General features: G+C 71.7%; 12 protein-coding genes, 1 tRNA gene and 4 pseudogenes. 11 read left to right on the top strand and 6 right to left on the bottom strand.

Annotation, left to right across the window (positions count from 1 at the left end):
• Positions 1 to 190 precede the first annotated feature (190 nt).
• The 6 genes and pseudogenes from rsmG to rpmH all read right to left on the bottom strand — a co-directional run bounded on the left by rsmG (position 191) and on the right by rpmH (position 3,474).
• A complete protein-coding gene (gene rsmG, locus HCN52_RS06680; protein ID WP_168087424.1) occupies positions 191 to 925 on the bottom strand; it encodes a 16S rRNA (guanine(527)-N(7))-methyltransferase RsmG in 735 nt (244 codons plus the stop codon).
• Positions 922 to 1,431, bottom strand: a complete 510-nt coding sequence (locus tag HCN52_RS06675) for a Jag family protein (RefSeq protein ID WP_168087423.1) — start codon at positions 1,429 to 1,431, stop codon at positions 922 to 924. The genes rsmG and HCN52_RS06675 overlap by 4 nt, the downstream gene beginning before the upstream one ends.
• A gap of 15 nt (positions 1,432 to 1,446) precedes the next feature.
• Positions 1,447 to 2,649 carry a membrane protein insertase YidC gene (gene yidC / locus HCN52_RS06670; protein ID WP_168087433.1) on the bottom strand — a complete coding sequence of 401 codons (1,203 nt, stop codon included), beginning with the start codon at positions 2,647 to 2,649 and terminating at the stop codon, positions 1,447 to 1,449.
• A gap of 39 nt (positions 2,650 to 2,688) precedes the next feature.
• A pseudogene (gene yidD, locus HCN52_RS06665) lies at positions 2,689 to 2,949 on the bottom strand (membrane protein insertion efficiency factor YidD); the annotation flags it as partial.
• Complete coding sequence (rnpA, locus tag HCN52_RS06660) at positions 2,946 to 3,311, bottom strand: ribonuclease P protein component (RefSeq protein WP_168087422.1); 366 nt, start codon at positions 3,309 to 3,311, stop codon at positions 2,946 to 2,948. The pseudogene yidD and the gene rnpA, both read right to left, overlap by 4 nt.
• A 25-nt stretch (positions 3,312 to 3,336) precedes the next feature.
• Positions 3,337 to 3,474, bottom strand: a complete 138-nt coding sequence (gene rpmH, locus HCN52_RS06655; protein ID WP_059010105.1) for a 50S ribosomal protein L34 — start codon at positions 3,472 to 3,474, stop codon at positions 3,337 to 3,339.
• 433 nt (positions 3,475 to 3,907) lie between these two features.
• On the opposite strand from rpmH, the gene dnaA reads away from it, so the two are divergent.
• The 11 genes and pseudogenes from dnaA to HCN52_RS26350 form a co-directional block, all read left to right on the top strand.
• On the top strand, positions 3,908 to 5,794 hold the full coding sequence (dnaA, locus tag HCN52_RS06650; RefSeq protein ID WP_168087421.1) for a chromosomal replication initiator protein DnaA: 1,887 nt from the start codon (positions 3,908 to 3,910) through the stop codon (positions 5,792 to 5,794).
• Positions 5,795 to 7,223: 1,429 nt separating this feature from the next.
• Complete coding sequence (dnaN, locus tag HCN52_RS06645) at positions 7,224 to 8,354, top strand: DNA polymerase III subunit beta (RefSeq protein WP_167970523.1); 1,131 nt, start codon at positions 7,224 to 7,226, stop codon at positions 8,352 to 8,354.
• A gap of 334 nt (positions 8,355 to 8,688) precedes the next feature.
• Positions 8,689 to 9,576 (top strand): annotated as a pseudogene (gene gnd, locus HCN52_RS06640) (phosphogluconate dehydrogenase (NAD(+)-dependent, decarboxylating)); the annotation flags it as partial.
• Positions 9,577 to 9,678: 102 nt separating this feature from the next.
• Positions 9,679 to 10,869: pseudogene (recF, locus tag HCN52_RS06635) on the top strand (DNA replication/repair protein RecF); the annotation flags it as partial.
• Between the two features lie 352 nt (positions 10,870 to 11,221).
• The gene (locus tag HCN52_RS06630; RefSeq protein WP_209314225.1) at positions 11,222 to 11,701 is read left to right on the top strand and encodes a DciA family protein; all 480 of its coding nucleotides are present in this window, start codon (positions 11,222 to 11,224) and stop codon (positions 11,699 to 11,701) included.
• A 618-nt stretch (positions 11,702 to 12,319) separates the two neighbouring features.
• Complete coding sequence (gene gyrB, locus HCN52_RS06625) at positions 12,320 to 14,374, top strand: DNA topoisomerase (ATP-hydrolyzing) subunit B (protein WP_376767097.1); 2,055 nt, start codon at positions 12,320 to 12,322, stop codon at positions 14,372 to 14,374.
• A gap of 146 nt (positions 14,375 to 14,520) precedes the next feature.
• Positions 14,521 to 17,202 (top strand): DNA gyrase subunit A, encoded by a 2,682-nt coding sequence (gene gyrA, locus HCN52_RS06620; protein ID WP_168087417.1) that lies wholly within the window; start codon positions 14,521 to 14,523, stop codon positions 17,200 to 17,202.
• Positions 17,203 to 17,240: 38 nt separating this feature from the next.
• Positions 17,241 to 18,032 (top strand): DUF3566 domain-containing protein, encoded by a 792-nt coding sequence (locus HCN52_RS25245; protein WP_376767096.1) that lies wholly within the window; start codon positions 17,241 to 17,243, stop codon positions 18,030 to 18,032.
• 314 nt (positions 18,033 to 18,346) lie between these two features.
• A tRNA-Ile gene (locus HCN52_RS06610) sits at positions 18,347 to 18,423 on the top strand.
• A 584-nt stretch (positions 18,424 to 19,007) separates the two neighbouring features.
• Entirely contained in the window at positions 19,008 to 19,148 is a 141-nt protein-coding gene (locus tag HCN52_RS06605; RefSeq protein WP_168087416.1) for a DLW-39 family protein, read from the top strand.
• Between the two features lie 257 nt (positions 19,149 to 19,405).
• Positions 19,406 to 20,059, top strand: a pseudogene (locus HCN52_RS26350) (vWA domain-containing protein); the annotation flags it as partial.
• Between the last annotated feature and the right edge of the window lie 1,454 nt (positions 20,060 to 21,513).

Below are 21,513 nucleotides of genomic sequence, written 5' to 3'. Positions count from 1 at the left end.
CGCATCGCGACCCCGGCTGATGATTCCCTGCAACAGCGAGCGTCGTTTCACGTGAAACACGATGCTGTCGCCGACCCGGGGCAGCGGCCCCGACACACCTCATCACCGGTCGGCCACCCGGTTGGGCGTAGTGGTCGACCCACGCGACCCCCACGCGCTTTCGTCATGCGGGGGGGGAGCGGCCCCCAGGTCAGCGTCGGCGTCGCCGACCGGCACGGGCGGCCTTGGCCCGCTTGGCAGCGAAGCGGACTCCGCCGGGACTCTCACCGGCCTCCACCCGCACCACGGTGGCCGGCGGATCCACGACGCCGGTCCCCGCGGTGAGCACCTCGGTCCCGACCACACCCAGCTTGCCCAGCGCCGCGCGGGCGGACTTGAGCTCCTCGCCCGCGGTGTCCCCCTTGATGGCCAGCATCTGGCCGTAGGGCCGCAGCAGCGGTACCCCCCAGCCCGCCAGCCGGTCGAGCGGCGCAACCGCGCGGGCGGTCACCACGTGGACCGGGGTGAAGGTGCCGAGCACCTCCTCGGCGCGGCCACGGAGCACCGAGACATGGTCCAGACCGAGCAGCTCCACCACTTCCTCGAGGAAGCGCGTGCGTCGCAGCAGCGGCTCCAGCAGCGTGATCTCGAGGTCGGGGCGTACCAGCGCCAGCGGGATACCGGGCAGGCCGGCGCCGGAGCCGACGTCGCAGACCGTGACGCCCTCCGGCACGGCCTCGCCGAGGACGGCGCAGTTGAGCAGGTGACGCTCCCAGATACGCGGCACCTCGCGCGGGCCGATCAGCCCGCGCTGCACCCCGACGCCTGCGAGGAGCTCCGCATACCGTTCGGCGTCCGGCAGCCGGTCACCGAAAACCCGCCGAGCGGCCTCCGGCGGTGGGCCGGGCTGCTCGGCGGGTTCGGCGACCGTGTCCTTTGAGGTCACGGAAGGACAACCACTCGGCGCTGCGGCTCCTCGCCCTCGGACTCGCTGTTGAGCCCGGCCTCGGCGACGGCGTCGTGGACGACCTTGCGCTCGAACGGGGTCATCGGCCTCAGCTTGACCGCCTCGCCCGTCTCCTTGACCTGGGCGACGGTCTCCGCAGCCAGCTCGGTGAGCTTGGCGCGCTTGGCTTCCCGGTGGCCCGCGATGTCCAGCATGAGCCGGCTGCGCTCACCGGTCTCCCGCAGGACGGCGAGTCGGGTGAGCTCCTGGAGCGCCTCCAGGACCTCGCCTTCCCGACCCACGAGCCGCTGCAGGTCGCGCGGGCTGCCGTCGGCCTGGATCGAGACCAGCGCGCGGTCGGCCTCGACATCCATGTCGATGTCGCCGTCGAGGTCCGCGATGTCCAGCAGACCTTCCAGGTAATCGGCCGCGACTTCGCCCTCCTGCTCCAGGCGGGTCAGGGCCGGCTCGCTGCCCTCTGCGGTCGCGGTGGTGGTGTCCGACACGTCGGGGACTCCTTCTTACTTCTTGGACTTGGCAGAGGAGGGCTTGGTCCGGGAGCCCTGCGGCTTGCCCGAGCCGTTCTTGCCCGAGCCGTTCTTCCCGGAGCCGTTCTTGCCGGAGCCGTGGCGGTCCGCGTCGCTCCGGCCGGTGCTGTCGGTACCGGCGTCACTCGTGCCCGTGTCACCGCCGGCCCCGCCGTCGGTGCTGCCGGCGGCAGTGCTGCCGTTCGGCCGCTTGCGTGCGGCATGCGCCTTGCCCTGCGGGTTCTTCTTGTGCACCTGGGGGGCGGGGCCGCCCTGCCGCTGGGACTTGGACTTCCGCTTGGGCTGCGACCGGTTGGCGCGGGCCTCTTCGATCTGCTGCTTCGTCTCGACCTCGACCGGATCCTCCTTCAGCTTGCCCTTCTTCCGCAGGCGCTCCTGGCGCTGTTGGAAGGCAAGACTGCCGGGAGTGGGGTTCCGGTTGATCACGTACATCTGCTGCCCGAGCGTCCACACGTTGGTGGTGAGCCAGTAGATGAGAACGCCGACCGGGAAGTTGATGCCGAACACGGCGAACAGGATCGGGAAGATGTACATCAGCATCTTCTGCTGATTCATGAACGGCGTCTTGACCGTGAGGTCGACGTTCTTCGTCATGAGCTGGCGCTGCGTGTAGAACTGCGACAGCGACATCAGGATGATCATGATGACCGTGACCACGCGGACGTTGGTCAGCGAGGCGTCGAACTCGGCGAGCCGCTCGGCGCTGTCCATGAACTTGGTGGCGATCGGGGCACCGAAGATGGTGGCCTCACGCGCGCTCTCGACCTGGTCCGCGTTGAGCACGCCGACGGTGCGGTTGCCGGCGATGTGGTTCAGCACCTGGAAGAGCGCGATGAAGAACGGCGACTGCGCGAGGATCGGAAGGCAGCTGGAGAGCGGGTTGGTACCCGTCTCCTTGTACAGCTTCATCATTTCCTCGGACTGGCGCTGCTTGTCGTTCTTGTAGCGCTCCTGGATCTTCTTCATCTGCGGCTGCAGCGCCTGCATGTTGCGCGTCGCCTTGATCTGCTTGAAGAACAGCGGGATCAGGGCGATGCGGATCACGATCACGAGCGAGACGATCGACAGGCCCCAGGCCCAGCCGCTGCCCTCGTCGAAGACCAGACTGTAGAGGTCGTGGAACCGCACGATGATCCACGAGACGATCCAATAGAGGGGACTGAGGATCGAGTTGATCGTGTCCACGAGTCAGGCTCCTTGGGCATTCGTATGGGTCCGGTGCTGCCAGCGGTTGCGCAGGCGCTGGTGCCAGACAGGGTGCTTCCGGGGTGGGACGTGGTCGACTCCGCCGGACGACCAGGGATTGCAGCGCAGGATGCGCCAGGCGGTGAGGCCCGTGCCCTTGATGGCACCGTGTCGCTGAATGGCCCCGTACCCGTAATGGGAGCATGACGGGTAGTAACGGCAGACTGGACCGAGAAGCGGGCTGATGGTCCACTGATACAGCTTGATCAGCAGAAGCAGCGGGTACTTCACGGTCGTACCTCTCCCAGCAGCCGCGTGAGCGCGGCATCGAGGTCCCGGGCGAGTCGCTCCGAGGAGGCGTCACCCGCGCCGGGCAACGCCCGGACAACGACCAGGCTACCTGCGGGCAGCCGGGGCAGACGCGTCCGTAGCAGATGGCGCAGACGCCGCTGCGTACGGTGGCGCACCACCGAGTTGCCGACGGCTTTGCTCACGACGAAACCCGCACGCGGCACAGGGATGCTCTCCCCTGCCACGTGCGGGTTCGTGTCGTTCAGATGGACGACGAGGGTCCGACGTCCGGACCGTCGACCGCCGCGGACCGCGGCTGTGAAGTCCTCGCGCCGCCTCAGCCGGTTCTCGGAAGGCAGCACTGCTCCACCACCTGAGTCGAGGGACTCAGGCCGACAGGCGGGCGCGGCCCTTGCTGCGACGCGTGGCGATGATGGCGCGACCGGCGCGCGTCCGCATGCGCAGCCGGAAGCCGTGGGTCTTCGCGCGACGCCGGTTGTTCGGCTGGAAGGTGCGCTTGCTCACTTGGGGCTCCAGTACATCTTTCGGTGTCCCGGCAAGGAGGCTCACCGGTCCAGGTGTGGGAGTCGATCGGCTGCCACCGTGCGCCCACGAGGAGCCGCGGTGCCCAGATCTGTGGCGTGTGCACAGCCACTCGGGCTCCGACCCTGTTCGGGAGTCTGCCCATCGGAGGCAGGCGGCGCCAGCCGTCGACAACTCGACCGTGCAACGGTACGCGCGCGCCGGCCTCCCGGTCAAACCGCGCCATCGTGGCGTACCCGACCCAGGCGTGGCAGGGTCCGCGGTTGTACACACCCTGTGGACAATGACTTGATGCGGGCACGCCGCGCTGTCTACCGTGGCGTGTTCGGAACCAGATCCTCAGCCCCGGCGCTCCTCCCGCTCCTCCGCACCCGCCGGCGCGATCCGTGACCAGCGAGCCGAGAGAGCGTGCCCCGTGGCTGACCTTCCTGCCGACCTCGCAGCGGTGTGGCCTCGTGCTCTCACCATCATGCTCTCCGACGGACAGGCGCTGGAGCCGAAGGACCAGCGATGGCTGCAGGACTGTCAGCCCCTCGCGCTGGTCTCCGGAACGGCGCTGCTCGGAGTGCCGAACGAGTACGCCAAGAGCGTGCTCGAGGGGCGTCTCGCCCCGCTGATCAGCGGGGCCCTCAGCCGGGAGTGCGGCCACCCGGTCCGGCTGGCGATCACCGTCACCGCGCCGCCCCCCGAGGCGGCACCGGCGCGGGTGAGCAGCGCCGAACCCGCACCGCCCGCTGAGAACGAGGCGCCGCGGCACGGCGCCGACCCGCGCGAGTCCGGCCGGGGCGGCCCTCCGGGCGGAGGCCAGGAGTACGGGACGGGCGAACTGCCCACGCCGCGTGCCGCGTACCCGGACCATCCGCACGCCCCGCGCACCTGGTCGCAGGAGAGCTACCCGCTGCCCGCGCAGCGCGAGCCCTACGGGCGCGAGGAGTACGCCCGCGAGACGCGGGAGCCGCGCGAGGAGTACCAGCCGTACCAGGGCTACGAGAAGCCCGGCTACGACCAGGGCGGGCACACCCCCGGTGGCCGGTCCGGGGGCGGATACGAGCAGAGCCGGTCCGCGGGCGGGTACGAGCAGGGCGGATACGACGGCGGCTACGACCAGAGCGCGTACGACCAGAACGCCTACGACGGCAACCAGGGCGGCTACGACCAGCGCCGGACGTCGGCCCCGGTGCCCGGTCCGCGCTTCGAACGCTACGGCCGCCCCAGCGCACCGGCGCACGGGGCGCCGGCGCCGTCCGGCGGCGTGGGACCGGCCGAGCCCACCGCGCGACTCAACCCGAAGTACCTCTTCGACACCTTCGTCATCGGGGCCTCCAACCGGTTCGCCCACGCGGCCGCCGTCGCCGTCGCCGAGGCACCGGCCAAGGCGTACAACCCGCTCTTCATCTACGGCGAGTCCGGACTGGGGAAGACCCACCTGCTGCACGCGATCGGGCACTACGCGCGCAGCCTCTACCCGGGGACCCGCGTCAGGTACGTCTCCTCGGAGGAGTTCACCAACGAGTTCATCAACTCGATCCGGGACGGCAAGGCCGACGCGTTCCGCAAGCGGTACCGGGACATGGACATCCTGCTCGTGGACGACGTGCAGTTCCTCGCCAGCAAGGAGTCCACGCAGGAGGAGTTCTTCCACACCTTCAACACCCTGCACAACGCCAACAAGCAGATCGTGCTCTCCTCCGACCGGCCGCCCAAGCAGCTGGTGACGCTGGAGGACCGGCTGCGCAACCGCTTCGAGTGGGGCCTGATCACCGACGTCCAGCCGCCCGAGCTGGAGACCCGTATCGCCATCCTGCGGAAGAAGGCGGTCCAGGAGCAGCTCAACGCGCCGCCGGAGGTCCTGGAGTTCATCGCCTCCCGCATCTCCCGGAACATCCGCGAGCTGGAGGGGGCCCTGATCCGGGTCACCGCGTTCGCCAGCCTCAACCGCCAGCCGGTCGACCTCGGGCTGACGGAGATCGTCCTCAAGGACCTCATCCCCGGCGGCGAGCACGCGACCCCGGAGATCACCGCGGACGCCATCACCGCCGCCACGGCCGACTACTTCGGACTCACCGTGGAGGACCTGGCCGGCTCCTCGCGCAGCCGCATCCTGGTCACGGCGCGGCAGATCGCCATGTACCTCTGCCGGGAGCTCACCGACCTCTCGCTCCCCAAGATCGGGCAGCACTTCGGCGGCCGCGACCACACCACCGTGATGCACGCGGACCGCAAGATCCGCGCCCTGATGGCGGAGCGTCGGTCCATCTACAACCAGGTCACCGAGCTGACCAACCGCATCAAGAACGGCTGACGGCGCCGGCCGGGCGTCTGGCGTCTGGCCTCCGGTGCCAGCGGTCGGTCACCCGCCCACCGGCACCGGCCCGACTGCCCGGCTCGCCGGTGCCCACCACCGCGACACCCGCACCGGTGTGCGTCACACCGTGGTCCGCGCCGTCCGTCGGGTGATTCTTCGCAGCGCACGCCACCGCCTCGTCCGGTGTTGCGGCCTCGTCAGGGCATCCCGCGTCGGCAGGGGTGAACTCACCCGGGACCGGGCCGCTCTGCCGTCGTCGTGCGGCGGGGGGCATGCCTGGGCGCGTGTCCGCCCTAACGCGCCGACGGCGCGGTTCGGCCCGACGCCGGTACTTCGGTCCACGGGAGCGCCCTCCCCTGCCCCGCACAACCGACAGGGGCGTCCCTGCCCGGGCCGTCCCCGCGAGAGCGGGCCCCGAAGCGACGGCGGGAGCAGTCGTGCGCCAACGCGCGGGCCGGGCCCGGCCCAGGGGCGGCCCACAGGCGCGCCCCGCGTCGCGGAGCCGCCCCGTACCCCTTCCGCGGCCCTCCTGCGGCTCTCCCGCGGCCCTCCCGCGATGCGCCGACAGCTGTGGGAGGGCGCTCCGAGAGCACTGCGAGGGCGCTGCGACGTGGTGAGCGATGTTCGGCGCCACTCGAACGTGTCGACCGCTGCGTTCGAGAAATCGGCGGGTTACGGGCTGCGTCCACAGATTCGGCTACTTTTTTCTCTCCACACCCTGTGGGCGCCGCCGGTTGTCCGCAGGCTCGTCCACAGCTGGCAGCCACGATCTGCATCCTCCCAGGTCAACCGGGTGTGGATTTGTGGATCAAGGAAACCCACAGCCTGTGGACAACGATCGGCGAGCCCGAGACGTCATCATCGGTTGTCCACGGCCAGGGCTGCATCGCCCACAGGAGAAGGGTAGTTGTGCACAGCCTGTCCACAGGCCTGTCCACTGTTCGGCAACAGCGCGGCTCGTCTCGCCAGAAGGAGTGAAACAGCTCACAGCAAAGTTGTCAGAGGGCTGTGGGGAACGCGGCGAAAACTGGGGACGGCGCTGGGGACAACCGAGGGCTTCCTGGGGACGGCCTGTGCACAAGGTTCGGGCGTCCACAACCAGGGGTGGTTTTTCCACGGGCCCGCCCACAGGGCCGGTGGATAAAAAACCGGGGTTGACCTGCTAAAAGAGGGTTATCCACCGTTTCCACAGGCCCTACTACTACCACTACGGATAGAGAGCTCGCAGATCGTTTTGAAGTGGGTGCTGTGCATAACCGGGCCCGGCCCGGGTCTACCCCTCCCGGAGCGACTTGACTCCTCCGACCCCCTACTGTCGGTGCGGTGCGTCAGACTGGAGACCTGCAGACCGCAGGCAGCAGGACCCAGCAGTAGGTAGCCGCCAGGAAAGGCGAGCGGCCAGCAACAGCAGCAGGAGGCGGCTGAAGTGAAGATCCGGGTAGAACGCGACGTGCTCGCCGAGGCGGTGGCCTGGGCCGCCCGCAGCCTCCCGGCCCGTCCGCCGGTCCCGGTGCTCGCCGGGCTCCTCCTGAAGGCCGAGGAGGGCTCGCTGAGCCTCTCGGGCTTCGACTACGAGGTCTCCGCCCGCGTCTCGGTCGACGCCGAGACCGAGGAGGAGGGCACCGTCCTCGTCTCCGGCCGGCTGCTCGCCGACATCTGCCGAGCCCTCCCCAACCGCCCGGTGGAGCTGTCCACGGACGGTGTACGGGTGAGCCTGGTCTGTGGATCGTCGCGCTTCACGCTGCACACGCTCCCGGTCGAGGAGTACCCGGCACTGCCCGAGATGCCGACGACCGCCGGCACCATCTCGGCCGAGGTCTTCGCCGCCGCCGTGGGCCAGGTGGCCATCGCTGCCGGGCGCGACGACACCCTCCCGGTCCTCACCGGCGTCCGCATCGAGATCGAGGGCGACACCGTCACCCTCGCCTCCACCGACCGCTACCGCTTCGCGGTCCGCGAGTTCCTCTGGAAGCCGGAGACGGCCGACACCTCCGCCGTCGCCCTGGTCCCGGCCAAGACGCTGCTGGACACCGCGAAGTCGCTGGCGAGCGGTGACACCGTCTCGCTGGCGCTCTCCGGCTCCGGCGCGGGAGAGGGGCTCATCGGCTTCGAGGGCTCCGGCCGCCGCACCACCACCCGGCTGCTGGAGGGTGACCTCCCCAAGTACCGCACGCTGTTCCCCACCGAGTTCAACTCGGTGGCGGTGATCGAGACCCCGCCGTTCGTCGAGGCCGTCAAGCGCGTCGCGCTGGTGGCCGAGCGCAACACCCCGGTGCGGCTCAGCTTCGAGCAGGGCGTGCTGACCCTCGAGGCCGGCTCCAGCGACGACGCACAGGCCGTGGAGCGGCTCGACGCCCGCCTGGAGGGTGACGACGTCTCCATCGCGTTCAACCCGGGCTTCCTGCTGGAGGGACTCAGCGCCATCGACTCCCCGGTGGCCCAGCTGTCCTTCACCACCTCGACCAAGCCCGCGCTGCTCAGCGGTCGGCCCGCGGTCGACGCAGAGGCCGACGACGCCTACAAGTACCTGATCATGCCGGTCCGACTCAGCGGCTGACCCGCCTCGGGGCGACCGCCGCAGGAGCGGTGCGCACGCACCGCCGCCGGGAACTCCACCGCCCCGGCCCCGCTCCGGGCGGGCGCCTCGCCGCCCCCGCCCGGTACGCGGGGCCGGGGCGGTGCGTCGTCGCCATGCACCCCGGGGTCCCGTCCACACCATCCACATCGGGCCGCCCGCCGCGCCGCTTCCCGCCCGCCGCGCCGCTTCCCGGCCGGTGGGCCGCGCGGGCGGCTTCCCGGCCGGGCCCCACGGCCGCCGCCCCGGCGGCGCGTAGGCTCTCGGGGACGGAACACGCTGCCTCCGGGGCAGCGGCACGACCACCAGAAAGGTCCTTTCGATGGAGCTCGGTCTCATCGGCCTCGGCAAGATGGGCGGCAACATGCGCGAGCGCATCCGCCGGGCCGGCCACACTGTCGTCGGTTTCGACCACAACGCCGAGATCGCCGACGTCCACAGCCTCGGCGAGCTGGTGGAGTCGCTCTCCGGCCCGCGCGTGGTGTGGGTGATGGTCCCCGCGGGTGACGCCACGCAGGCCACCATCGACGAGCTGGCCACCCTGCTGTCCCCCGGCGACGTCGTCGTCGACGGCGGGAACTCCCGCTGGACCGACGACGAGGCGCACGCCGCACAGCTCGCGGAGCGCGGCATCGGGTTCGTGGACTGCGGTGTCTCGGGGGGCGTGTGGGGCCTGGAGAACGGCTACGCGCTGATGTACGGCGGCAGCGCCGACGACGTCGCCAAGGTGCAGCCGATCTTCGACGCCCTCAAGCCCGAGGGCGAGTTCGGCGCCGTGCACGCGGGGAAGGTCGGTGCCGGCCACTTCGCGAAGATGGTCCACAACGGCATCGAGTACGCCATGATGCAGGCGTTCGCCGAGGGCTGGGAGCTGCTGGAGGCCGTCGACTCCGTCACCGACGTGCGAGAGGTCTTCCGCTCCTGGCAGGAGGGCACGGTCATCCGCTCCTGGCTGCTGGACCTGGCTGTCCGCGCGCTCGACGATGACGAGCACCTCGCCTCGCTGCGCGGCTTCGCGCAGGACTCGGGCGAGGGCCGCTGGACCGTCGAGGCGGCCATCGACCACGCCGTCCCGCTGCCCGCGATCACCGCGTCGCTCTTCTCGCGGTTCGCGTCGCGGCAGGACGACTCCCCGCAGATGAAGATGATCGCCGCGCTGCGCAACCAGTTCGGCGGCCACGCGGTGGAGTCCACCCAGAAGTGACCGCCCTCGCGGCCGGGTTCGCCCCGGCCGCGCCGCGCTCCGCCCGGTGCCGCGCCGACCCCGGGCCGAGCGGCCGGACCAGCGAAGGGTTCGACCCCGTCCATGCATGTCACCCATCTCTCGCTCGCCGACTTCCGCTCCTACCGGCGGGCGGAGATCGAACTCGGTCCCGGTGTCACGGTCTTCGTCGGACCCAACGGGCAGGGCAAGACCAACCTGGTCGAGGCGGTGGGCTACCTCGCGACGCTCGGCAGCCACCGTGTCGCCTCCGACGGGCCGCTGGTGCGGTCCGGCGCCGAACGCGCCGTGGTGCGAGCGGCGGTGGTCGAGGGGGAACGCCAGCAGCTCGTCGAGCTGGAGCTGAACCCGGGCCGCGCCAACCGGGCCCGCATCAACCGCTCCACCCAGGTGCGGCCGCGTGACGCGCTCGGGATCGTGCGGACCGTGCTGTTCGCCCCGGAGGACCTCAGTCTGGTCAAGGGCGACCCGGGGGAGCGGCGCCGGTTCCTCGACGAGCTGCTGACGGCGCTGGCGCCGCGGCTCGCCGGGGTCCGCGCCGACTACGACCGCGTCCTCAAGCAGCGGAACACCCTGTTGAAGTCGGCTGCCATGGCGCGTCGTCACGGCAGCCGGTCGGGCGGGGGCAGGGGGGTCGATCTGTCCACGCTCGACGTCTGGGACCAGCATCTGGCCCGGACGGGCGCGGAACTGCTGGCACGCAGGCTGGAACTGGTCGCGGCCCTGCAGCCGTTGGCCGACGAGGCGTACGAGCAGCTGGCGCCGGGCGGTGGGCCGGTGGGGCTGGAGTACCGGTCGACCGCGGACGCGGCGGAGCCGGCGGAGGGGGACGCACCCGAGGCCGGTGCCGTCGACAGCGTTCCGGGCGGGGGTGCCGAGGTGCCGTCCGCGCAGGTGCTCCTCGACCGGCTGACCGCCGCGCTGGGGGCCGCCCGGCCGCGGGAGGTCGAGCGGGGCGTGACCCTGGTCGGCCCGCACCGTGACGAACTGCTGCTCCGGCTGGGGGCGTTGCCCGCCAAGGGGTACGCCAGTCACGGCGAGTCCTGGTCGCTGGCGCTGGCGCTGCGGTTGGCCAGTTACGCACTGCTGCGGCAGGACGGGCCCGAGCCGGTGCTGGTCCTGGACGACGTGTTCGCCGAGCTGGACGCGCGGCGGCGCGAGCGGCTCGCCGGACTGGTGGCTCCGGGCGAGCAGGTGCTGGTGACGGCGGCTGTCGCGGAGGACGTGCCCGCCGTGCTGGCCGGGCGGCGGTTCGAGGTGGCGGACGGGCGGGTCGCCGCAGCCGGGGACGACCGCGGTGGCGGCGGGCGGGCAGCGGCCGAGTCGGCGTCGGGTCGCGCCGACGCCGGGGGTGCCGCGCCGCACCCGGCCTCGCCGCAGCGGAAGGAACCGGACGAGGACCCGCGGACGGGGGACGGGCCGGTGCACGGTGGCTGACCCGGGCTCCCCTCGCGGTGGTGGCCGTGAGCAGGAACGTCTCTTCGGCTCCGGGGAGGGCGCCGCTTCCGGCGCCGGTTCCCGGCCCGCCCCCGGCGGTCCGCAGCGCGGTGCGCCGGCCGGGTCTGCGCCGGCCGGGTCGGCACCGCCCGGGTCTGCACCGACCGACGGGGAGAAGGCGCCCAGCGGGGTGGACCTCGCCCGGGTCGCGCTCCGCGCGGCCCGCCAGCGGGCGCGGGAACGCGGCGCGGGCAGGACGCGGCAGAGCCGTACCCCGGCGCTGCGTTCCGGCGCTCGGCCCGGTGGGCGCGACCCGTTGAAGCTCGGCGCGGCCTTCGACCGGCTCAAGACCGAGCGGGGCTGGGAGATGCCGATCGCCGTCGGCGGCGTGACGGGACGCTGGCCGGAGGTGGTCGGTCCCGAGATCGCGCAGCACTGCGAGCCCGAGGGGTACGACGAACGCGAGCGTGTGCTCACGGTGCGGTGCGACTCCACTGCCTGGGCAACGCAACTCCGCATTCTGGCACCGCAGTTGTTGGTTCGTCTCAATGGCGAGCTGGGCAGCGGCACCGTGAGGCTCCTCAAGGTGAAGGGGCCGAGCGGCCCGCCGCGCACCCCCGGTCAGTGGCGTGCCCCCGGCAGCCGGGGGCCGGGCGACACCTACGGCTGAGCGGGAGCAGTCCGCGCGGGCGCCGGCACGGGCTCCTGACGGGTCCGCGGCGCTCCCTCCCGTCCGGGGTCGTGCCGGCAGGCGGGCCCCGGGCCGGTGCCGTCGCCCTCCCGTTCTTCCCTTCTCCCCCGCCCCCGCCGCTTCGCGACCGGCGTCCCCATGGCTGTGCCGTACAGCCGGGCCACCCCGACTTCCACGCGCCGTAGCCGGATCACTACCGCCTCTCCCGACGCTCGCGATGTGACGCGAGTCACGTCCGGGGAGGTGGTGGTCGTACTCGCGAGCGGCCGGGGCGGTTCGGCTCGCGCGGGCGGCGCGGAGGGCGGGCCGGCGGGGCTGTGGTTGGGGTGGTTCGGGCGGCTTCCGGGGTGTTTGCGCACGCGGAGTCGAGTCGTCGCTGTGCGCCGCTGTGAGCGTTTCCGGGGGTGGGTGCCCATATGGGGAGTTGGCGGAGGTCGGTTCAGGGCATCACTGGTGCCCTCAGGGCCCGGCAAAGCCCCATTGGTGTCGGTGGTGGCGGTAGACTGGAGCAACCGCCTCTTTTGCGGACCCTGTCGAACGACACGGCCGTTCCGGTGCGCCCGGAGCGTCGCCGTTCTGTGCCAGAAAGGGCGCTCCGTGGCCGATTCCGGCAACCCCAACGAGAACGAGCCTGCCACCATTCCCGCGGAAGCGGCAGTGGTGGCCGACCAAGCGGTGGAGGCGTCCTACGACGCCAGCGCCATCACGGTCCTGGAGGGTCTGGACGCGGTCCGCAAGCGGCCCGGCATGTACATCGGCTCCACCGGCGAGCGGGGCCTGCACCACCTCGTCTACGAGGTCGTGGACAACTCCGTCGACGAGGCCCTCGCCGGTCACGCCGACACCATCGCGGTGACGCTCCTCGCCGACGGCGGGGTGCGCGTGGTCGACAACGGCCGCGGCATCCCCGTGGACATCGTCCCCTCCGAGGGGAAGCCGGCCGTCGAGGTCGTCCTCACCGTGCTGCACGCGGGCGGCAAGTTCGGCGGCGGCGGGTACGCCGTCTCCGGCGGTCTGCACGGCGTCGGCGTCTCGGTGGTCAACGCCCTCTCCAAGCGGGTCGCCGTCGAGGTGTGCCGCGACGGGTACCGCTGGACGCAGAACTACTCCCTGGGCGTGCCCGACGCCGCGCTGGCCAAGAACGAGGCGACCGACACCGCCGGCACCACCGTCACCTTCTGGGCGGACGGCGACATCTTCGAGACGACCGACTACTCCTTCGAGACGCTCTCGCGGCGCTTCCAGGAGATGGCGTTCCTGAACAAGGGGCTCACCATCTCGCTGACGGACGAGCGCGAGGCGGCGAAGCAGACGGTCGGCGCCGACACCGCGGGCACCGAGGACGACGACCTCGCCCGCCACGTCACCTACCACTACGAGGGCGGCATCTCCGACTTCGTGCGGCACCTCAACTCCCGCAAGGGCGAGCCGGTGCACCCCTCGGTGATCGACATCGGCGCCGAGGACAAGGAGCGGATGCTCTCGGTCGAGATCGCCATGCAGTGGAACACCCAGTACAGCGAGGGTGTGTACAGCTTCGCCAACACGATCCACACCCACGAGGGCGGCACCCACGAAGAGGGCTTCCGCGCCGCGCTCACCGGGCTGGTCAACCGCTACGCGCGCGACAAGAAGCTGCTGCGCGAGAAGGACGACAACCTCGCGGGCGAGGACATCCGCGAGGGGCTGACCGCCATCATCTCGGTCAAGCTCGGCGAGCCCCAGTTCGAGGGCCAGACGAAGACCAAGCTCGGCAACACCGAGGCCAAGACCTTCGTCCAGAAGATCGTCCACGAGCACCTCACCGACTGGCTGGACCGCAACCCGGTCGAGGCCGCGGACATCATCCGCAAGAGCATCCAGGCCGCCACCGCGCGGGTCGCCGCCCGCAAGGCCCGTGACCTCACTCGCCGCAAGGGGCTGCTGGAGACGGCGTCGCTGCCCGGCAAGCTGAGCGACTGCCAGTCCAACGACCCCGTGAAGTGCGAGATCTTCATCGTCGAGGGCGACTCCGCGGGCGGCAGCGCCAAGTCCGGCCGAGACCCGCAGTACCAGGCCATCCTGCCGATCCGCGGCAAGATCCTGAACGTGGAGAAGGCGCGGATCGACAAGGTCCTCCAGAACGCCGAGGTGCAGGCGCTGATCTCGGCGTTCGGCACGGGCATCCACGAGGACTTCGACATCGAGAAGCTCCGCTATCACAAGATCATCCTGATGGCGGACGCCGACGTCGACGGGCAGCACATCAACACCCTGCTGCTGACGCTCCTCTTCCGCTTCATGCGGCCCCTGGTCGAGGCCGGCCACGTCTTCCTGTCGCAGCCGCCGCTGTACAAGATCAAGTGGGGCCGCGACGAGTACGAGTACGCGTACTCGGACCGGGAGCGCGACAGCCTGATCGACCTCGGTCGCCGCCAGGGCAAGCGGATCCGCGAGGACTCCATCCAGCGGTTCAAGGGTCTGGGCGAGATGAACGCCGAGGAACTCCGCGTCACCACGATGGACATCGCCCACCGGGTGCTGCGCCAGGTCACCCTCGACGACGCCGCCGCGGCCGACGACCTCTTCTCCGTCCTCATGGGCGAGGACGTCGAGGCCCGCCGCACCTTCATCCAGCGCAACGCCAAGGACGTCCGCTTCCTGGACATCTGACGGTCGGCCCCCCGGGCAGCCGCCCGGGGGCCCGCCGCACGGTCACCCCCGGCCGCGGCGCCCGCGCCCCGGCACCCACGCCCCGCGGTCGCATGCCGCAGTCGAAGTCGTAACGCCTCGCAGCTCGAACGGATCGGACGCTCACCATGGCCGAGGACAACAACCCCACCCCGGACGGCGACGCCACCCCGGCGCCCGCCGGTGACATCGAGGTGCCCGCAGCGCTGCTGGCACCCGAGGCCGGCAACCGTGTCGAGCCGGTCACGCTCGAGACCGAGATGCAGCGCTCGTACCTCGACTACGCGATGAGCGTGATCGTCTCCCGGGCGCTCCCCGACGTGCGCGACGGCCTCAAGCCGGTGCACCGCCGCGTGCTGTACGCGATGTACGACGGCGGCTACCGACCCGAGCGCGGCTTCTACAAGTGCGCCCGCGTCGTCGGCGACGTCATGGGCACCTACCACCCCCACGGCGACACCTCCATCTACGACGCCCTGGTCCGGCTCGCGCAGCCCTGGTCGATGCGCATGCCCCTGGTCGACTCCAACGGCAACTTCGGCTCCCCGGGCAACGACCCGGCCGCGGCCATGCGGTACACCGAGTGCAAGATGGCACCGCTCGCCATGGAGATGCTCCGGGACATCGACGAGGAGACCGTCGACTTCCAGGACAACTACGACGGCCGGAACAAGGAACCGAAGGTCCTCCCGGCCCGGTTCCCCAACCTGCTGATCAACGGCTCCGCGGGCATCGCCGTCGGTATGGCCACCAACATCCCGCCGCACAACCTCCGCGAGGTCGCCGCCGGTGCGCAGTGGTGCCTGGAGAACCCGGAGGCGGGCTCCGACGAGCTGCTGGAAGCACTCATCGAGCGGATCAAGGGCCCCGACTTCCCCAGCGGGGCGCTGGTCGTCGGGCGCAAGGGCATCGAGGAGGCGTACCGCACCGGCCGCGGCTCGATCCCGATGCGCGCCGTGGTCGCCGTCGAGGAGATCCAGGGCCGCCAGTGCCTGGTCGTGACCGAGCTTCCCTACCAGGTGAATCCGGACAACCTCGCGCTGAAGATCGCCGACCTGGTGAAGGACGGCCGGATCGGCGGCATCGCCGACGTCCGCGACGAGACCTCCTCCCGTACCGGGCAGCGACTGGTCATCGTCCTCAAGCGCGACGCCGTCGCCAAGGTCGTGCTCAACAACCTCTACAAGCACACCGACCTCCAGACGAACTTCGGCGCCAACATGCTGGCCCTGGTCGACGGCGTGCCCCGCACCCTGTCGCTGGACGCCTTCATCCGCAACTGGGTCGCCCACCAGATCGACGTCGTCGTCCGACGCACCCGGTTCCGGCTGCGCAAGGCCGAGGAGCGCGCCCACATCCTGCGCGGTCTGCTGAAGGCCCTCGACGCGATCGACGAGGTCATCGCGCTGATCCGCCGCAGCCAGACCGTGGAGGAGGCCCGCCACGGCCTCATGGACCTGCTGGCGATCGACGAGATCCAGGCCAACGCCATCCTGGAGATGCAGCTGCGCCGGCTGGCCGCCCTGGAGCGCCAGAAGATCACCGCGGAGCACGACGACCTCCAGACCAAGATCGACGAGTACAACGCCATCCTGGCCTCGCCCGAGCGGCAGCGGCAGATCATCAGCCAGGAGCTCGCCGCCATCGTCGACAAGTTCGGCGAGGACCGGCGCTCCAAGCTCGTTCCCTTCGAGGGCGACATGTCCGTCGAGGACCTCATCGCCGAAGAGGACATCGTCGTCACCATCACCCGCGGCGGCTACGTCAAGCGGACCAAGACCCACGACTACCGCGCGCAGAAGCGCGGCGGCAAGGGCGTCCGCGGCACCAAGCTGCGCGAGGACGACATCGTCGACCACTTCTTCGTCTCCACCACCCACCACTGGCTGCTCTTCTTCACCAACAAGGGCCGGGTCTACCGGGCCAAGGCGTACGAGCTCCCGGACGCCGGCCGGGAGGCGCGCGGCCAGCACGTCGCCAACCTGCTGGCCTTCCAGCCGGATGAGAAGATCGCCGAGATCCTCGCCATCCGCGACTACGACGCGGCACCCCACCTGGTCCTCGCCACCAAGTCCGGCCTGGTCAAGAAGACGCCGCTCAAGGACTACGACTCCCCCCGCTCCGGCGGTGTGATCGCGGTCAACCTGCGCCAGATGGAGGACGGCCGCGACGACGAGCTGATCGGCGCCGAACTGGTCTCCTCCACCGACGACCTGCTGCTGATCAGCCGCAAGGCGCAGTCCATCCGCTTCACCGCCACCGACGAGTCGCTCCGTCCGATGGGCCGGGCCACCTCGGGTGTGAAGGGGATGAGCTTCCGCGAGGACGACGAGCTGCTGTCGATGAACGTCGTGCGGCCGGGAACGTTCGTTTTCACCGCCACCGACGGCGGATACGCCAAGCGCACGCCGGTGGACGAGTACCGTGTGCAGGGTCGCGGCGGTCTCGGGATCAAGGCGGCGAAGATCGTGGAGGACCGCGGGTCCCTCGTCGGCGCGCTCGTTGTCGAGGCCACGGACGAGATCCTCGCCATCACCCTCAGCGGAGGAGTGATTCGCACGCGGGTCAACGAGATCAGGCAGACCGGCCGTGACACGATGGGCGTGTCGCTGATCAACCTCGGCAAGCGGGACGCCGTGGTCGGGGTCGCCCGCAACGCCGAGGCCGGCCGTGAGGCCGAGGAGGTCGAAGCCGTGGTCGACGGCGGCGGTGACGCCGCGCCGGCCGACGACCTCGACACCACCGCTGCCGGCGGTGACCCCGGTGACGCCGTGAACGGGACCGCGGACGACGCCGGCGCAGGCCAGTGACGCTCGCCCCGACTCGGAACCGCACCAAGGAGTAAGCCGTGAGTGGAGCCCCGGGCGCGCCCGGCCGCGGTGCGGGGGACGACAGTCCCCCCACGGCAGAACCGACCACCATCACGGACGGCGCAACGGGCGCCGGCCCCGGGGGCGACCGCTCCCGGTCAGCGACGACTCGTGGGGGGACCACGATGACCAGGCCCACGGACTCCTACTCCCAAGGTGGCCAGGGAAACCCCCAGCAGGACCAGCACTACCGGCCGCCGCAGGCGTACCCCGCGCCGGCCGGTGGTGCGGCGGGCGGCGATGCGGGGAAGAGCGGGCCGCGGCCCGACGAGACCACGCAGCTACGTCCGCAGAAGGCGGCCAGGATCACCGGACCGGGCCAGCCCGGTCAGCAGTCCCAGCCGTCCCGACCGCCGCAGACGGAGCGGAAGGCCCGGACCGGCGCCCGCGTGGTGCCCCGCGTCCGCAAGGCGCGGCTGCGCGTCGGGCGGGCCGATCCGTGGTCGGTCATGAAGGTCAGCTTCCTGCTGTCCATCGCGCTCGGCATCTGCACCATCGTGGCGGTCTCGGTGCTGTGGCTGGTCATGGACGCGATGGGCGTCTTCTCCAGCATCGGCGACCTCATCAGTGAGGCGACCGGCACTGAGGAGGGCGGCGGGTTCGACCTCCAGGCGTTCCTGTCGCTGGGCCGGGTCCTGACCTTCACCACGGTGATCGCCATCATCGACGTCGTGCTGGTCACGGCGCTCGCGACGCTGGGGGCGTTCATGTACAACCTCTCCGCCGGCTTCGTCGGCGGCGTGGAGCTGACGCTGGCCGAGGACGAGTGACGGCGTACTCGGAGGTGTCGCTGCCAACGGGGGCGCGTCGGCGCGGGCGAGCAACGGTGCACGGGGCCGTCGTGACGGCGACACCCCGCCCACCGGCCCGCTGAGACGGACGACGGACGGCCCGGTCCCCCGCGAGGGGATCGGGCCGTCCGTCGTTGCGGGCGGGGCGCGCGACGGGGCTCCCGGCCGCTGGTCACGGGCGCTGCGGACCGCTGCCGGACCACCCGTTCGGCCGGGTGCCGGAGCGTACGAGGGCGGCAGCCGAACCGATTTGGGAGCGGGGCCGACCATGCGCTAATCTTTCGGTGCAGCGCGGGGCTATAGCTCAGATGGTTAGAGCGCATCCCTGATAAGGATGAGGTCACAGGTTCAAGTCCTGTTAGCCCCACCAGCGCGAACGCCCCCGACCGGGACCGGTCGGGGGCGTTTTGACGCCATCAGCTGACGTCGGCCGTGCCCATGGGGGCGAGGGGTGGACGGGGTTCCTGCTGACGGGGCACGGCCTGCTCCGGACGGGACTTCTCCGCCGTAGGCGCGGGCGGAGGCGAGCTGTTCGGGCGGGCCGCACGGGGTGTGGTGACGGACGTCACCACACAGGCAGTGGGCGGGCTCCGTGGGGCGCCGGCGGTGTCGCCCCGCCGACGGTGGCCGGTGGTCGGCGCGGGGAGACGGTCGGTCGGTCCGTGGGGTGGCCTCTGCGGTGCCCGGCGCGCCGGTGGTGGGGCCGCGGGGCGCGGCGCGGCTTGTCGCGACCGGTGCGTGTGCGCGGGCGCCGGGGCAAGCCACCGAGCCGGTCGCGCAGTTGAGGGGGTGGCGCGGTCGTGGGGGGCGGGGACGGTGCGATGGGCGGGGTGGTGCGGAAAATTGCGTGAGCCGGGCGGGTGCGCGGGTGTGGTCGGGGCGGGTTCGAGGGCGTGACTTCGGTATCATCGGGCGCCAGATGGTCCGAACGTCGAAGAAGAATGAGGTAGCGCGGTGAAGAAGCTCCTCCTGGTCGCACTGGTCGCCGTTGGCGGCGTCCTGGTGTACCGCCAGATCCAGACGGACAAGGCCGACCAGGACCTGTGGATGGACGCGACTGACACCGTGCCCCCCACTGGTTCCACTGGCGCCTGAGGTCCCGCAGACACCCCCGGAGGGCTCCCGGCCGTTGATCGGCTCGGGGGCCCTCCGGCATGTCCCGGCGCAGCGGCTCCCGCGGTCCGCGGCGGAGCGTCGGCCAGGCCCACTGCCCCCCTTCTGTCCCCCGCCTTCCTCCGCCGTGCTCCGCTGTGGCGAGACCGTGACGCCACTCCCCCTTGTCGTGTGCTCCAGCAAACTCATACCGTGGATCCCGTACCAGGTCACAGCCTTACCGAGGGGGAGACGGGCCGATGGGGGACGGGGGAGCCGCGGACGCGGCGAGGGGCGGCCGTGCCCGGGCGTTCGCAACGGCGGTCGCCGTGGGGGCACTTCTGCTGCCGGCACCGGTCGCGGGAACGGCGTACGCCGCGCCCGGACAGCTCCTGCCTGCGCAGGAGCCCGGTGACACAACCGGCACCGGGGACGCCACCGGGCTGCTGATGGTGCTGGACGCCTCGGGCTCGATGGCGGAGGACGACGGTTCCGGCGGCACCCGGATGGCCGCGGCCCGCGAGGCACTGTCCACCGCCGTGGACGCCCTCCCCGACGAACACCCCACCGGGCTGCGGCTGTTCGGCTCCGAGAACAGCAGCTGCACCGACACCGTGCTGGCTCACCCCGTGCAGCCGCTGGACCGCGACGGGCTGCGGGACGCGCTGGGGGAGACCGGTCCCACCGGCAACACCCCCACCGGTCTGGCGCTGGAGCGCGCAGCCGAGGACCTGCCGGACCCGCCGGCGGGAAGCTTCGGCCGCCGCACGATCCTGCTGGTCTCCGACGGCGAGTCCAACTGCGACGGACCACCCCCCTGCGAGGTGGCCGCGGAGATCGTCGGCAACGGCGTCGGCCTGCGGATCGACACGGTCGGCTTCCAGATCGGCGACGAGGGCCGGGCCGAGCTGGAGTGCATCGCCGAGGCGGGCCACGGCACCTACTACGACGCCCCGGACGGCGAGGCCCTCGGCCGGGAGCTGGAGCGTGCGGCGCTGCTCTCCGCCGACGGCTACCGGTTCGCGGGCGAGGCGGTCGAGGGCGCGGCGGATCCGGAGGACGCGCCGCTGGTGGCGCCCGGGCAGTACCTCGACACGATCGGACCCGGTCAGACCCGCAGCTACGCGGTGGAGCTCGACGCGGCCTCCGCCGCCGACCTCTCGGTCACGGCGGTGCCGCACCCCGGTGTCGCGGTCGACCGGCGGGACGGCCTCGCGCTGCTGCTGGAGGACACCGGGGAGCGTCCCCGCAGGTGCGACTCCGCGGACGCCACCTTCGGTGACGACGAGGGCGCCATGGTGCTGAGCCAGGTGGTCAGCCGGGTCCCGTCGGCCGCCGGTGGCGCCGCCTGCGACGACCCCGGCCGCTACACGCTCAGCGTGACGCGGGAGAGCGCCGAGGAGTCCGACACCGCCCACTGGCCGGTGGAGCTGCGGTTCTCCGTGGAGGAGCCGCTGGCGGACGGAGTCCGGCCGGCCGCCTCCGCCACCGGGTACGGCGCGGCCGGGCCGTCGGCCGACCTGCCGACCGGTGAACCGGAGGACATCGCCGGCGGCACCGGGTTCAACGACGCGGCCGAGCTCGGGCCCGGCGTCTGGCGCGACCGGCTGCTGCCCGCGCAGACCCGCTGGTTCACCGTCCCCGTCGGCTGGGGCCAGCAGCTGCGCTACCGCGTCGAGATCGGCAACGAGCCCACCCACGAGGGGGGTTCGGACTCCTCGTACGTGCGCACCGCCGCCTACGCCCCGCACCGCGCGCCGATCGGCCGGGGTGAGTTCACCGTCGACCGCGCCTACCGCGGCGAGCCGCTGGCCGTGGACCTCGGCACCGTTCCCGTGACGTGGACCAACCGGTACGAGTCCGGTGCCGCGGCGTCGCCGGTCCGGTTCGGCGGGGACTACTACATCGCGGTCTCCCTCGGCCCCGAGGCGGTGTCGATCGCCCGCAACGCGGCGGTCGGGGTGGTGCTGCGGGTCGACGTCCTCGGCGAGGAGCTGAGCGGGCCGGAGCACGGCGCGTCCCCGCTGGCGGGCGCCGACGAGGCGGACGAAGCGGAGGGCGCCGGAACGGAGGCGGGCGACGATACGGTCACCGCCGCGGACAGCTCCGGCGGGGACGGTGCGGGATGGGCCGGGCCGCTGCTGGCCGCGCTCTCCGGAGCGGCCGGGGTGCTGCTGGTCGCCGCGGCCGTCGTCGGCACCGCGCGGCTGCGGCAGCGGGGTGGCCCCGCCGGCCAGGGCTCTCCCGGCGGACCGGGCCGGGGCGGCGGGTCGCCGACGTTGGCGAAGTGGCCGGCGTCCTTGAGGACCTGCTGGCGGCGCTTGACCTCTCCCGCGAGGCTGGCGTGGACCCGTTCGACGAGGCCGGG

Origin of the sequence: Streptomyces bohaiensis (genome assembly GCF_012033785.1) — a bacterium.
In the GTDB taxonomy this organism is placed as follows: domain Bacteria; phylum Actinomycetota; class Actinomycetes; order Streptomycetales; family Streptomycetaceae; genus Streptomyces; species Streptomyces bohaiensis.
This window is presented reverse-complemented; position numbering and strand designations above follow the sequence as displayed.

What these genes read in the sequence shown, in the direction of transcription:
- gyrA (WP_168087417.1), top strand. Translation starts at nt 14,521, where the DNA reads ATGGCCGAGGACAACAACCCCACCCCGGACGGCGACGCCACCCCGGCG.